The following is a 15182-nucleotide window of genomic DNA, read 5'->3' as shown; positions in this document are numbered from 1 at the left end:
AAATGCAAGGGTTCCCTTGAATTTATGAAATAAATTAAAGGAATGGCAATGAAGTGGATGAGTGATGATGAGTACATGGAGCTTACGGGTTTAGATATTGATGCGGTCGATGATTTATGTGATCGCGGAAAACTAACTGTAAAAGTAGAAGGCGGGGTAAGAATGATTGACCCGTCAAAAGGTGCTCAAGAAGTAGTTCCGGCTCAATTAAAGGAACTTTCTGCTCATAACACTAAAGAGATGCTGGTTCAGCCTGAATTTGTTGAAAAGACAATAGGCACTATCATCAACCTTCATGAAAAAGTCCTAGATGCCAAAGATGAGACTATTGAAGCTGTAAAAGTTGAAAATACGTTTCTCAGAGAAGCTCTAGGTTCACTTCAAGAACTTTACGACGAAGATCGTAAAACTATCCACACACTTCAAGAACAACTCAAACTTTCCCAACAAGAAGTTGAATTTATGAGAAGAAAATACAAACTCATGTGGAACAAAGCAATTGATGATACTGTTAGCTGATGACCATAGATGAAGCTTGTATCGGTTGTATAATCAACCAGAGTGTAAAAGTCGCAGATGCTATCCACGCATCCGAAGCTCTAAAAGATAAAATGACTTCCACAGTCAAAGAGATGAGTGCTGAGTTCTCCTATGATGACAATCCCCCTGAAATCGCATCTTATGTTTATGAAAAAATGGCAGAGCTTGCCAACAAGACTGACCTTTATGATGAGGTAAAAGAACTCTCCACTCAAAAAGCTTTGTCGTTTGTCCCTCTTGTAAAAGAAGAACTTCGCACATCGACAAACAAACTTTTAACTGCAACGAAAACTGCCGTTGCGGGAAATGTCATAGATTTGGCGGCAGCAGTGGAGTTTTGTCTCGAAGAAGAACTATCAAAAGTATTTCATACAGGGTTTGCATACAACGACTTTGATAAGTTTAAAGAAAAACTCTCAACTGCCAAAAGTGTTCTAATCATTGGAGATAATGTAGGTGAACATATTTTTGACTATCTTTTCATAGAGACTCTAAAAGAGCTTTATCCGGATGTAGAGTATTCATATATGGTAAGAGGAAATCCGATTATAAACGATGTGACTATGAAAGAGGCAAAAGAGGCAGGCTTTGATAAGCTTTGCTCTTTAGTGGACAGCGGTGTTAATACTCCCGGTTTTACATATAACCGTGCAAATGCAGAGTCAAAAAAACTTTTTGACTCTGCTGACTTGGTTATATCTAAAGGTATGGGCAACTATGAGTGTATGAGCCCCTCACATAGAAAAGATATATGTTTTCTTCTCAAAGTAAAATGCGATGTTGTCGCAAACTCTTTAAACAAAGAAGTAGGCGATATAGTTTGTAAAATGGTATAATGCCAAAAAAATTAATATAGGTACTTTTGATATGATAACTTTTAGCGAGATGCTACTAAAACTTCAAGAATTTTGGATGAAACAAGGGTGTAACATTGTTCAGCCTTACGATATCCCCGCAGGTGCAGGAACATTTCACCCGGCTACTTTTTTACGTTCACTAGATTCACAGCCTTGGTCTGTTGCATATGTAGCGCCTTCACGACGTCCGACAGACGGAAGATATGGAGAGAACCCTAACAGACTTGGTTCATATTATCAGTTTCAAGCTCTTATTAAACCTTCGCCGGACAACATTCAAGAGCTTTACCTAAAATCATTAGAGTATCTTGGTCTTGATGTGTCTCAGCATGACATCCGTTTTGTAGAGGACAACTGGGAATCTCCAACGCTTGGTGCTTGGGGCCTTGGCTGGGAAGTTTGGTTAAACGGTATGGAAGTTACTCAGTTTACTTACTTTCAACAAGTAGGCGGTATCGAGTGCAGTCCCGTAGCTGTTGAGATTACTTACGGAACAGAGAGACTTGCAATGTACCTTCAGGGTGTTGACAATGTTTTTGATATCGTTTGGAATGAAAACGAGCATGGCAAAACACTTTATAAAGATGTTCATAAAGAGAGCGAGATAGAGTTCTCCAAGTACAACTTTGAAGTAGCAGATACAGATATGCTTTTTGCAGATTTCAGTGCAAAAAGTGATGAGTGCCTAAGAGCACTAGAAGCAGGGCTTCCTCTTCCTGCATATGACCTTTGTATGTTGGCATCTAACACATTTAATGTCCTAGATGCAAGAAAAGCTATCTCTCAGACAGAGAGACAAAACTACATCCTTAAAATCCGTGAACTCTCACGTGGTTGTGCAGAACTTTACAAAGCTCAAGAAGCAGATAGAATAGAGAGAGTAAAGGCGTAAGTATTGAGCACTACACTCATCGGTCAAATAGACCGTATTCTATTTGAAGATGAGGGCTTTTTCATCGCAGTTTTGAAAACTGGTGAAAAGATAAGCGGTATTTACCTAGAGAGTGAAGTCTCTCATATAAAAGGTTCTGCCATAACTCTTCAAGGGTTTTGGGAAGAACATAAAAAATACGGCAAGACTTTCAAGTTTGACTCCATCAAAGTAAATCAAAATCAACTCTTTTTCTTTTTAAACAAAATCGTAAAAGGTTTTACAAAAAAACTCTCTGCCGAACTCATAGAGCACTTCGGAAGTGAAAAACTCATAGATATTCTAGATAACGACATAGAGAGACTTTTAGAGTTTAACGGCATTAAAGAGAAGCGTCTTAAAAAGATACAGACTTCTTGGAAAAAGTTTCGCTCTATGAGGAAACTCGGCGAGTTTTTAAGCCCGTACGATGTTTCACAGGCATTGCTTACTACCATCGCATCTGCTATGAAAGATGTAGAAGAACCGTGCAGCAAAATAAAAGAAAATCCCTACATCCTTACTTCCATAAACTCCATAGGTTTTAAAAGAGCTGATGAGTTGGCTTTAAAAATGGGTGTAAAAGCAGAAGATGAAAACCGCATAAGTTCGGCGATGGATTACGTACTTATGAACTACTGCGAACAGCAGGGAAACAGCTGTGTAGCAAAAGAGTTGCTCTTTTCAGGACTCAATGAGCTTTTAGGCTTTGATGATAAAAACAATCTTTATGAAGCGGCACTTATCGAGAGAGTCAGTGAGCAAAGCATTGTAATCATGAAAAATGAAAGAGTCTCTCCCGCAAGACTCTACGATGCAGAGAAATTTTTACACGACACCTTTACTAAAAGAGCAAAAAAAGACAGCGGCGGATTTGTAAAGAACTTGGATGAGTTTTTAGCAACAAAAGAGTTAAAACTCGGAGAACAGCAAAAAGAGGCAGTCAAGAAAATCAATGAAGGTGCATCTCTGCTCTTTTTAGTCGGTTATGCAGGAACAGGAAAGAGCACTACCTCAAAGACCATACTTGATTTATTAAACACAAGATATGATGAAAAAGAGATAATGACCTGCGCACTTAGCGGCATCGCATCTCAGCGCATTGCAGATACCACAGGTTATGAGAGTGCGACTATACAGTCTCTTTTGGTCAAGTATGAGGACAGAGACGATTTCCCGTTTAAGGTTGTTTTGATAGATGAAGCATCTATGATTAACTCCTCTTTGTTTGCAAGACTTATGTCAAAAGTGCACCGCGATGCCATAGTCATTGTCGTTGGAGATGATGCACAACTTCCCCCAATCGGTGCGGGAAATGTTTTGAGCGATGTGCTTACTTTGGAGTTAGCACCTATTGTAAAACTTACAAAGATTTACAGACAGAGTGAAGATCAGGCAATAACTCTTATAGCAAATGATATCCGCAAAGGAATGGTTCCCAACTATAAAAAGGCTTATGAAGATTTTGAGTTTATAGATATCAGCATCCAAAACTACTATGCTATGAAAAATCAGCTTTCACAACAAGAACAACAAGACTTAAGAGAAGCCAACTCCCTCTCAATCGTAACAGAGATAGTACACAAAGTCGTAGAGTCGGTTGAGAAAGCCAGATATAGACTAAACAACAAACTCATAAAAGAGTATCTAAACTACTTTCAAGTCATTACTCCCATGAAAGGCGGAACTTTAGGCTCAAACAATCTTAACATCGTTTTACAGGAGTACTTCAACCCAAATCCTAAAAAGTGTGTCAAAAAAGGTGGCAGTGAATTTAGGCTTATGGATAAAGTCGTTCACACTAAAAATGAGAACATGACTTCATGGAGTGCGGACGGTTTTAAGATGGGTGAAGACTCAAACCAGAGACGCATCTTTAACGGTATGAGCGGACTTCTTTTTAAGATAGAAGAGGATGATGAACAGGTGTTCGTCTTCTATCCGAATGAAGACGTGGTGGTAGTTTACGAGTATGAAGAGATAAAGACGCATCTAATGCTTTCATATGCCCTGACCATCCATAAAGTTCAAGGTATGGAGTACGATATAGTCGTCATTCCAATGACTTTCTCGCACTTTATCATGCACAATACCAAACTGATATATACAGCTATTACAAGAGCAAAACACAAGTGTATACTCATAGGCGAGAGTGGCGCATTTGAGAGTGCTTGCAAAAAATTTGAAGTAACAAGAAGAGATACCGTACTGCTAGAATTGTAATTTATATTGAACAAATTAAGATTTTATTTGCTACCATTGGATGCAATATCTTATTATATATATAAAGTGAAACTATGCAGTCAATTGATATTTTTCCGTGGAATGAGCATTTTAAAACAGGTATAGACATTATAGATGAACAACATGCCAAGTTAGTTGAGATACTTAATCGTTTGGCCACGCATGTAGCGTACGAGTCAAATGAAGATGATTTAAGAAATATATTTGATGAGCTCATTGATTACACTGTTTATCATTTCCAAACGGAAGAGGCAATTTGGGAACAGTATTTTCCTCACGATAATTTAACTATAGAACATCATGAAGTACATCAGAAGTTTATAGATGTCGCTGTTCGTTTAAATGTTGAAAAAGATGTAAAACCTCTTTCGGAGCTGGCAGACGAAGCACTTGGATTTTTAGCTAAATGGCTTGCTTCTCATATATTAGATACAGATCGCTTCATGGCTTATACGGTATTTGCTGTTGAAGATGGATTAAGCATTGAAGAGGCTAGGATTAGCGCACAAGAGAAGATGAGCGGTTCAAGCGGCCTCTTAATCAATATAATTTTATCAATATACAGTACGTTGTCTTCAAACACATTAAAGCTGATGCGTGAACTAAAAACACATGTACTTTTTGAGCAGACACTAAGTTACCAAGAAAAATATCGTCAGCTTCTTTTAAATCTCTCAACTTCTTTTATCAATTTACCTTTAGAACAGATTGATTCAGGGATAAAAGATTCACTTGATAGTATGGCAAAGTTTGTAGATGCTGATCGCGCTTATATTTTTGAATATAATCTAGATAAAAATACAATATCAAACACTCATGAGTGGTGTGCAGATGGAGTTTCGACTCATATAGACGAATTTCAAGATATTTCATTTGATATTATTTCAGAGTGGCTAGATACACATGTGAGAGGAGAAATCATTTTAGTTTCAGATGTCTTAGACATATCTGAGAGTAAGATAAAAGATTTTGTGGTTTCTCAAAAGATACAAAGTATAGTAACCATTCCTCTTATGCAAAATAATATTTGTAGGGGATTTGTAGGTTTTGATAGTGTAAAAACAAAACACAATTTTTCAGATGATGAGATAGAACTTCTTGATCTTTTTAGTAAATTACTTGCTAATATTGAAGACCGTAAACAAATTGAATCGGAACTTTCTCATGAGAGAAGTTTTCTCAAAACACTCATAAAAACAATCCCTGATTTAGTTTGGCTTAAAGATCCCGATGGCACTTATTTGGCATGTAATACCCGCTTTGAAGATTTTTTTGGTGCAAAAGAAGATGATATAGTCGGAAAAAGCGACTATGATTTTGTAGATAAGGAACTTGCCGATTTTTTCCGAAAGCATGACAAAATGGCGATGAACAGTGACAAGCCGACAATGAATGAAGAGGAACTTGTATTTGCAAACGACGGACATAAAGAGATAGTTCAAACCACAAAAGTTTCGATGCATGACAAGGATGGCAAACTCATTGGTGTTCTCGGTACGGCACGTGATATAACGCAAAATAAAGAACTTCAAAAAAATCTTATGATGGAACGAGACCTTTTTGAGCACTATCTTGAGACCGTAGAAGCTATGATAGTTTCTTTAGACAGCGATGGAAAGATCATTCTTATTAATCGCAAAGGATGTGAAATTCTCGGTTATACGCGCGAAGAACTAATTGGAAAAGAGTGGTTTAGCATATGTCTGGCACAGCCGGAGGGAATGCAAAAGGTTTATCCCGTATTTCTTAGTATAATGAATGGAAATTTGCAAGGGACTGAATATTTTGAAAATAATATTAAGACAAAATCAGGAGATAAACGCTTAATTGCCTGGCACAATTCCTATTTACGTGATGAGAAGGGTAAGATTGTCAGCACTTTAAGTGCAGGTGAAGATATTACTGAGCGTCAACAACATCAACGACATTTAGAATATATAGCACACTACGATGCTCTTACTGGACTTCCTAACAGAGTATTACTATCAGATCGTATATATCAGGCTTTGAGGCAAACACACAGACACAATTTGTCGTTGGCAGTTGTTTATCTGGATTTGGACGGCTTTAAAGCCATAAATGACAGATACGGACATGAAAACGGAGATAAATTTTTAGCTATACTCGCCCAACATATGAAAACCACTCTTCGTGAAGGTGATACGATAGCCCGTTTGGGCGGAGATGAGTTTGTAGCGGTTTTACTGGATCTGAAAAGTCACAAAGACGCTATCCCAATGCTAAAACGTCTTTTGCAGGCAAGTTCACAAAAGATAATAGTTGATGATATTGAGATGCAGGTAACGGCAAGTTTAGGAGTGACTTTCTTTGATCCGGATGATGAGTTAGATGCTGATCAACTTCTTCGCCAAGCTGATCAGGCGATGTATCAGGCAAAACTATTGGGAAAAAATCGTTACTATATCTTTGATTCATTAAAAGATAAGAAAATAAGAACACACCATGAGAGTCTAGATGAGATTGAGATGGCACTTCTCAACAATGAGTTTGTTCTTTACTATCAACCAAAAGTTAATATGCGAAGCGGTAAAGTAGTAGGTGCCGAGGCACTTATACGATGGAATCATTCGGAGCGCGGAATACTTGCTCCTGAGATGTTTTTACCGGTTATCCAGGGGCATATTCTCTCTGTGAAACTGGGAGAATGGGTAATAAACCGTGCAATGGAGCAGATACAAGAGTGGAAAAGTAAAGATATAGATATCCCTGTTAGTGTAAATGTAGATGCTATGCAGTTGCAGCAAAATGATTTTGTAGAGCAGCTAATAACTCTTTTAACAAAATTTCCGACAGTAAAACCATCGGATTTAATACTAGAAATCTTGGAAACAAGTGCCCTGGAAGATATTACTCATATCTCACAGATTATGCAAGAGTGCAGTAAAATCGGCATTTCATTTTCGCTTGATGACTTTGGCACAGGATACTCTTCACTTACCTACCTCAAACGCCTACCTGCAAAAGAGCTTAAAATCGATCAAAGTTTTGTGCGCGGTATGCTCGAAGATCCGGATGATTTGGCAATTTTAGACGGTGTGCTTGGACTCGCAAGTGCATTTCGCCGTAAGGTTATCGCTGAAGGTGTAGAGAGCATCGAACATGGTGAGATGTTACTTAAACTTGGATGTGAAATTGCTCAGGGGTATGTCATCGCCCGTCCTATGCCGCCTGAAAATATTTCAAGCTGGATAAAGCAGTACAAAGTAGATGAAAAGTGGAAAAATACTACACCTATCAGTCGAAATGATATGCCTTTACTCTATGCTGTTGTAGAGCATAAAGCATGGTTAAATAATATTTTGACATACTTTAAAAATATACGTCGGACTCCTCCAACACTAAATCATCACGAGTGCCGTTTTGGAATGTGGCTATATGAAAGCGGAATGGAACGCTATAAAGATAACCTTGAATTTGAGGAAGTTGAAAAGATGCATCGTAAGCTGCATGAGGAAATAAATATTTATGTAAAAGAACATGCTTATAACAGCTTAGAAAATTTAGAAGCACCTATAGATGAAATAAAAAAATTGAGTAAGAATCTGATAAATGCTTTTAAAAAGTTTGAAGATACAAGAAGAGATACAGTTCTTTCGGAGTAATAATTATATATTGTTATAGAATTGTTAAAGATTATTAAAGGAAGTGCTAGTTACTATTAACAAATGTTATTTTATTAAAGCTCTCAAAAGGCTGTTTTATGTCAAAAACCAGAGTGTGGAATAGAGATGATTTAGATGTTATAGATGTTGCTATGGCTGTTTTAAGCCCAGTTGGTTCGATAGTGTTGTTTAACAGATGCTTTGGTGCAATTTTTGATGATAAGAACAAAGGCATAAGCGGGAAAAATTGGTTTGAATTTTCATTATCATCTGAACAAAAAGAGAGTGCCGTAAATCTATTTGAGCGTGCCGTATCAGGAGAAGAATCTGCAATAGATGAACTTCAAAAGATGCGTATTACAGAAAAGTATGAATCGGATTTTGTTACATGGGAGATTTTTGTACTTCGAAATAAAGAAAACTCTATAGAAGGCGCTTTGTGTGTAGGTATAAACAGCACAAAACAGATAGAAGCTCAAAATAGCTTAACAGCTGAAAGCGAAGAGCAGCGGGCTCTCAACTCTATTTTGAGTCTAAGTTTAGAAAATATCTCTTTAAAAGAGCAGTTGGAGAGAGCACTTGGCATACTTCTCTCCTTATCATGGCTTACCATAAGAGATACAGGAGGAATATTTTTAGTAGATAAGCAGAGCGATACGCTAATATTAACTGTAGAACACGGACTTCATCCTGCACTTTTAACTATGTGTGCAAGAGTACCGTTTGGACATTGTCTATGTGGACGTGCTGCTGCAACCAAAGAGATACAGTACGCATGTTGTCTGGATAAACGTCACGAAACAACGTACGACGGCATTCAGCCACACGGACACTACAACATACCTATAATATCACAAAATGTAGTACTCGGAGTTATAGTTTTATATTTGACTCACGGGTATGCAAGGGATGAGAGAGAGCTTATGTTTCTGAATAGTGTCGCAAACACTCTTGCAGGCTTAATAGAACGATATCACGTTCAGGATGCACTCTCTAGCAGTTTGGAAAAGTTGGAGCAAGCTCAAACGATTGCACATCTTGGAGGATGGGAGTGGGATACAGTCGAGAATAAAATCTACTTTTCAGACGAAGCTATGAGTGTTATGGGCAGTGCTGAATTTCAAAAAGTTATGAGTTTGGAAAAGTTTATGGAGATTATTTATTCAGATGATAGAGCAACGGTTCAAGAAGCTGCCGAAGCAGGATTCAACGGAGATGATTTTAGTCTTGATTACCGTATAGTTCAAAAAGACGGTTCTGTGCGAAGCATTCACACTCAAGCCAAAGCACTGTTTGATGCCGATGGCAAAATTACCATAGTTACCGGAACTATGCTTGATATAACAAAGCGTAAAGAGATGGAAGATAAACTCCGATTATCTGCGACAGTTTTTGAAAACACGACAGAGGGTGTGATAATTACGGATGCCGATAGAAAAGTCATCTCAACAAACAGAACAGTTTCCGATATTACAGGATACAAAAATGAAGAGATTATTCAAAAACCTATCTCAATATTAAAGTCTGAGCGCCATGATGAAGAGTTTTACAGTGACATATGGGAAGTAGTAGCCAAAACAGGCAGTTGGCAGGGTGAGATTTGGAATAAACGAAAAAACGGCGAAATATATCCTCAGTGGCTAAATATAAGTGTTGTAAAAAATGCAAACAAAGAGATATCCAACTATGTTTGGGTTTTTTCGGATATAAGTGCTATAAAAGAGTCACAGCAAAAACTTGATCATCTTGCTCATCATGACCCTCTTACGGGTTTGCCGAACCGTTTACTCTTAGATGCGCGTATGACTCATTCACTCTCAAGAGCTAGGCGTAATAAAAACAAGATAGCCGTTATGTTTCTTGACCTTGACCACTTCAAAAATGTAAACGATACGCTTGGACATCCGGTCGGTGATTTGCTTCTTCAAGAGGTTGCAAGCCGCTTGAGCAACTGCGTAAGGGAAGAGGATACGGTATGTCGTCAAGGTGGAGACGAGTTTATAGTTATACTTGAAGAACTTCATGATTCACATTTTGCCAGTGACGTTGCTCAAAAGATAATTTTCTCATTGGCCCAGAAGTACAATCTTCAAGGACATGAGGTTTTTGTTACTTGCAGTATTGGTATAAGTCTATATCCGGATGACAGCGAAGATATAACGACTCTTTATAAAAATGCCGACAGTGCACTTTACCGCGCAAAAGCACAGGGGCGCAATGCATACCAGTACTATACGGATGAATTGACTCGTAATGCAATGAAGAGAATGCAGATGGAAAACGGTTTGCGAAATGCCATAGGGCGCAATGAGTTGGTTTTATATTATCAACCGCTTGTTGATCTCTACAGTGGACAGATAGCAGGTATGGAAGCACTGATCCGCTGGCAGCACCCTGTAAAAGGGTTGATGGAGGCGGATGATTTTATTCCTCTTGCGGAAGAGACAGGACTTATAATTCATATAGGGGAGTGGGTTCTGCGCAGCGCATGTACGTGTTTAAAATCATGGATTGACAATGGGCTTGCTAAACTTAAGATGTCCGTAAATATATCATCTGTTGAGTTTAATCAAAAAAACTTTTCGCAGACTGTAGCAAAAATACTTAGCGAAACTGGTCTAAAAGGCGAGTATTTAGAGCTTGAGCTGACGGAAAGAATAGTTATGAAAGACGCACAAAACACCGTAATTATAATGGAGGAGCTTAAAAAACTAGGGGTATCGTTTTCTATAGATGACTTCGGTACAGGGTACTCTTCTCTTAGTTATCTAAAAAAATTTCCTATAAGCAAAATTAAGATTGATAAATCATTTGTCAACAACATAACAACTGATTCCGAAGATGCCGCTATTTCACAAGCTGTTATTTCGATGTCTCACAGTATGCATCTAAGAACTGTGGCCGAAGGAGTAGAAAGTCTTGAGCAGCAGGAGTTCTTACGTTCACGTCAATGTGATGAGATTCAGGGCTATTATTTCAGCCACCCTCTACCCGAGGCTCAAATACGGGAACTTTTGGATAACGGAAGCAAGATAGATATTGCAAAGCTGCAAAAAAAAGAAAAAGTTCTTTTAATAGTAGATGACAATAAAACAATAAGTGATAAGCTTGAACACATATTGCAAAATGACGGATATAAGATTCTTCATGCATACAACTCCCGTGAAGCGCTAAAAATAATGGCGACAAACAATGTTCATATCATTGTTGTAGACCAGGATTTATCGGAGACGGATGGTGTAGAGCTCCTAAGAAAGGTTAGAAAACTCTATTCAAATACAATACGCGTCCTGCTTACTTCATACAATGACCCAAAAATTATTGCAAGAGCCGTTAATGAGAGTGCAGTACATAAGATTATTTCCAAATCATTGTCCAACGATGAACTGATGCTTAAAGATATCAGGGCTGCTTTTATTTACGCTCAGGGTTTGGTATAAGGTTTTTAACAAGAATTCTATACCGTACTACTAGAGTTGTAATCAAAGCTACATCTTATTTTAAATCATCTATAATTATTTATAATTGTTCATAAGGATTCTCAGATGTCAAACGGATTTAGAATGAAAATAGCAATATGTGGTAAAAGTGGACTTGTAGGCTCAAAACTAGAAGAGATGTTTACGTCCAAACATAGTGATGTCATCGGTGTCAAAATTAGAGAAAACACAAAGATTGAAGATATTGCAAAAGATATAAACAGATGCGATGTTCTGATTAACCTCAGTGGAGCTACCATTTTGGCCAGATGGAGCAAGACTTATAAAAACATACTTTACAACAGTAGAATAGATACAACAAGAAAACTTGTAGATGCTATTGCTCTGTGTGACAAAAAACCAAAACTTTTCATATCGGCATCCGCTGTCGGAATTTATGATTCGGAGGCAAAGCATGATGATTATTCCACTGAATATGCCGATGATTATCTTTCTCATATCTGCAAAGATTGGGAAGCAGAAGCAAGACGTGCAGAGGAGTATGACGTAAGAAGTGTTCAGGCAAGATTCGGAGTCATCTACTCAAAAGACGGAGGAGCGATGCAAAAGATACTGCCTCCATTTAAGATGGGAGTCGGGGGAAAACTGGGTGAAGGACACCAGATAATTTCTTGGATTCATATAGATGATTTGGTTCGTGCTTTTGAGTTTATCATTAGAACTCCTGAGCTAAGAGGGCCTATAAATTTTACCACAAAACACACACTCTCAAACATAGAACAAACTAGAATATTGGGCGAAGTTCTTCATCGTCCTACTTTTTTAGGTGTTCCTGCATTTATGATAAAATTGGTATTTGGAGAGGGTTCGACTGTAGTCTTAGACTCAAAAGATGTCTACCCGAGAAAACTATTGGAGAGCGGGTTTGAGTTTAAATTTGACAGATTTGAAGATGCCCTAAAAGACATAATTCGTTGATTTGTGTTATGATATAGGGAGATAAACATAGGAAAAAGTGATGATAGATGCTATTTTACTACGCATTGCCAAGAGTGCGATACTGGGCAAATTTGATGACACATACAAAATAGATGAGGAGGCTCTTGTTCGTGAGTATCCTTTTTTAGCCAGAGACGGTGCCGTATTTGTGACTTTAAACTATGACAATAATCTGCGCGGATGCATAGGTTCTATCATAGCGCATAGAAGACTCATTGATGATGTTATACATAACGCAGTCTCTGCAGCTTTCTCCGACCCGAGGTTTAATGCTTTAAATGAGAGTGAACTCTCGCATCTAAATCTTGAAGTATCGCTCTTGAGTGAACCTGAGATTTTAGAGTATGACGATTATGAAGACCTGCTGAGAAAAATCCAGCCTAAGATTGATGGCTTGATTTTAAAGCACGGAAGATATCAGGGGACGTTTTTGCCACAGGTCTGGGAACAGCTTCCCTCAGCGGAACTGTTTTTGGAGCATCTGAGTTTTAAAGCCGGAGCTAATCCGTCTATATACAAAGAGCATCCGACAATATACAGATATGGTGTTGAGCACATAGAGAAAAAATTCGATGGGGTGCAAGCACTTTAGAGGAGGATTTAACATGAAAAGAAGTATGAGTGTAGCCGGTAGTTTTTACCCGGCAAGACCGGTTGAGCTTGAGAGATATTTTGAGCACTTCAATACCGTCTATGATGAGGAATTTACTCTGCCAAGCCTGAAGAGCAGGGCTGTAATAGTTCCGCATGCAGGTTATGTTTACTCAGGTTACACGGCGAATATTGCTTACAGGATTTTGCGCCAAAGCGGTGTGAAGAAGTTTGTAGTTATCGGACCTTCTCACAGAGTAGGTTTTGAAGGTATCAGTCTTTGTGATTTTACAAGTTATGAGACTCCCTTCGGAGATATAAGTTCCCAAAATGAGATAGCCCAAAAAATAAGAGACAGGTTTTCATTGCCGTGTTATCCCGAGGCACATCATGAACACAGTACAGAAGTGCAGTTTCCATTTATTAAGCACTATCTACCGGATGCAGAGATAGTAGAGCTGGTGTACAGCAGTGTAGATTCACACTATGTCTCAAAAATCATTGATTTTGTACTCTCAATTGATGATTGCGGGGTTATCATAAGCACGGATCTAAGTCATTTTTATGATGAAAAACAAGCAAATATATTGGACAATATCTGCCTGAAAGCCGTTAAAAACTTAGATTTGGATTTAGTTCATGAAGGCTGCGAAGCTTGCGGTATTACTGGTGTTAAAGGGATGATGTTAAGTGCTAAAGAACTTTCTTTGACCTCGCATCTGCTTGATTACAGAACCAGTGCGGATGCCAGCGGAGATACCAGCAGAGTCGTAGGATATATGAGTGCTTGTTTTTCATGAATAAGACAAATATATTTTCAAATATACCTGCAGAGATTCAAAAAGAACTCTTTGAAGATATCATATCAAAAGATGGGCTGAGAATAGAGCGGATAGTCTCAAAAGGACACACTACTACAGAGTTTGAGTGGTATGACCAAACAAGTGATGAGTGGGTGATCCTGCTTAAGGGTGAGGCAGTTTTAGAGTTTGAAGATGCTCCCGATGTAAAACTTCAAGCGGGTGATTATCTAAACATCCCCGCACACACAAAACACAGAGTCTCTTGGACTAAACCCGATGAAGAGAGCGTCTGGCTGGCTATACACTACTGACTATAGGAGTAAATGCCTTTGTGCTGACTTCTATGGCATCTCCTATGTTTAGGTTTTGTGCTTCATCTTCGCTTACTACCACTTCTACAAGCTGCTGACCTATGGCTATAACTGCTATGTAGATGACGTCTACTTTTTTTATATCAAGAAGCTCGCCGGAAAATGAAAACTTTTGACTTCCAGATGTTCTTAGCAAGATATCTTTTGGTTTTCCATCATTTGTAATTTTACCATGCTCAAGAACAACTACTCTAGATGCAAGTCTGTATATCTCGCTTGGGTCGTGGCTTACCATGATGGTCGTGGTGTTGAACTCTTTATGCAGAGTCAGTATCTCATTTTGCAGCTTTGTCCTCATCTGCGGGTCAAGTGCCGAGAGCGGTTCATCCATAAGAAGGAGTTTTGGTCTGTTCATCATTGCACGGCAAAGTGCAACTCTTTGTTTCTGTCCTCCGCTTAAAGTGTTTGGGAATCTCTTTTTAAGCTCGATCAGTTCAGTGATGCCAAGCAGATGCTCTGCAAGTTCAAGGTCTTTTTTTACATAAAGAAGGTTGTCTAAAACACTCATATTCTCAAAAAGAGCATAGTCTTGAAAAACAAAACCTATGGCTCTTTTTTGTGGAGGAAGTTTCTTTGTAGAGTCCAGCCAATTCTCTTCGCCAACTTTTATATCTCCTATAGCATCTTCAAGTCCTGCCAAGATGCGAAGCAGTGTAGTCTTTCCGCTTCCGCTCTTTCCGCTTAATGCTAAAAACTCTCCCTCTTGGATATTGAGGTTTATAGCTAACTCCATATCCGCTTGTGAACCGTGAAGTTTTTTATTTATATCTATTTTTATCATAGCCCAGGCTATCCTCTCTTGCT

At 38.4% G+C, this 15182-nt stretch carries 11 protein-coding genes; 10 read left to right on the top strand and 1 reads right to left on the bottom strand.

All coding sequences use genetic code 11. The features are described 5' to 3' along the window. Positions 1 to 48: 48 nt before the first annotated feature. The 10 genes from ABYK18_RS02960 to ABYK18_RS02915 all read left to right on the top strand — a co-directional run bounded on the left by ABYK18_RS02960 (position 49) and on the right by ABYK18_RS02915 (position 14318). Complete coding sequence (locus tag ABYK18_RS02960) at positions 49 to 519, top strand: DUF3972 domain-containing protein (protein ID WP_373035130.1); 471 nt, start codon at positions 49 to 51, stop codon at positions 517 to 519. Continuing rightward, positions 519 to 1376, top strand: a complete 858-nt coding sequence (locus tag ABYK18_RS02955) for a DUF89 domain-containing protein (protein ID WP_373035129.1) — start codon at positions 519 to 521, stop codon at positions 1374 to 1376. The genes ABYK18_RS02960 and ABYK18_RS02955 overlap by 1 nt, the downstream gene beginning before the upstream one ends. A gap of 31 nt (positions 1377 to 1407) precedes the next feature. Next, positions 1408 to 2289, top strand: a complete 882-nt coding sequence (gene glyQ, locus ABYK18_RS02950) for a glycine--tRNA ligase subunit alpha (protein WP_373035128.1) — start codon at positions 1408 to 1410, stop codon at positions 2287 to 2289. A 3-nt stretch (positions 2290 to 2292) separates the two neighbouring features. Further along, a complete protein-coding gene (locus tag ABYK18_RS02945) occupies positions 2293 to 4530 on the top strand; it encodes an AAA family ATPase (protein ID WP_373035126.1) in 2238 nt (745 codons plus the stop codon). A gap of 74 nt (positions 4531 to 4604) precedes the next feature. Beyond that, a complete protein-coding gene (locus ABYK18_RS02940) occupies positions 4605 to 8174 on the top strand; it encodes a bacteriohemerythrin (protein ID WP_373035125.1) in 3570 nt (1189 codons plus the stop codon). A 98-nt stretch (positions 8175 to 8272) separates the two neighbouring features. Further along, positions 8273 to 11614, top strand: a complete 3342-nt coding sequence (locus tag ABYK18_RS02935) for an EAL domain-containing protein (RefSeq protein WP_373035124.1) — start codon at positions 8273 to 8275, stop codon at positions 11612 to 11614. Positions 11615 to 11719: 105 nt separating this feature from the next. After that, positions 11720 to 12592, top strand: a complete 873-nt coding sequence (locus tag ABYK18_RS02930; protein ID WP_373035123.1) for a TIGR01777 family oxidoreductase — start codon at positions 11720 to 11722, stop codon at positions 12590 to 12592. Between the two features lie 40 nt (positions 12593 to 12632). Next, entirely contained in the window at positions 12633 to 13205 is a 573-nt protein-coding gene (amrA, locus tag ABYK18_RS02925; RefSeq protein WP_373035122.1) for an AmmeMemoRadiSam system protein A, read from the top strand. 13 nt (positions 13206 to 13218) lie between these two features. Further along, positions 13219 to 14004 carry an AmmeMemoRadiSam system protein B gene (gene amrB / locus ABYK18_RS02920; protein ID WP_373035121.1) on the top strand — a complete coding sequence of 262 codons (786 nt, stop codon included), beginning with the start codon at positions 13219 to 13221 and terminating at the stop codon, positions 14002 to 14004. Further along, complete coding sequence (locus ABYK18_RS02915; RefSeq protein WP_373035120.1) at positions 14001 to 14318, top strand: cupin domain-containing protein; 318 nt, start codon at positions 14001 to 14003, stop codon at positions 14316 to 14318. The genes amrB and ABYK18_RS02915 overlap by 4 nt, the downstream gene beginning before the upstream one ends. On the opposite strand, the gene ABYK18_RS02910 is transcribed toward ABYK18_RS02915, so the two are convergent. Then, positions 14305 to 15159 (bottom strand): ABC transporter ATP-binding protein, encoded by an 855-nt coding sequence (locus ABYK18_RS02910; RefSeq protein WP_373035118.1) that lies wholly within the window; start codon positions 15157 to 15159, stop codon positions 14305 to 14307. The genes ABYK18_RS02915 and ABYK18_RS02910 overlap by 14 nt on opposite strands. Between the last annotated feature and the right edge of the window lie 23 nt (positions 15160 to 15182).

Origin of the sequence: Sulfurimonas sp., assembly GCF_041563495.1 — a bacterium.
Taxonomy (GTDB): domain Bacteria; phylum Campylobacterota; class Campylobacteria; order Campylobacterales; family Sulfurimonadaceae; genus Sulfurimonas.
The sequence above is the reverse complement of the archived record's forward strand: the minus strand, read 5'-3'. Positions and strand labels throughout refer to the sequence as shown.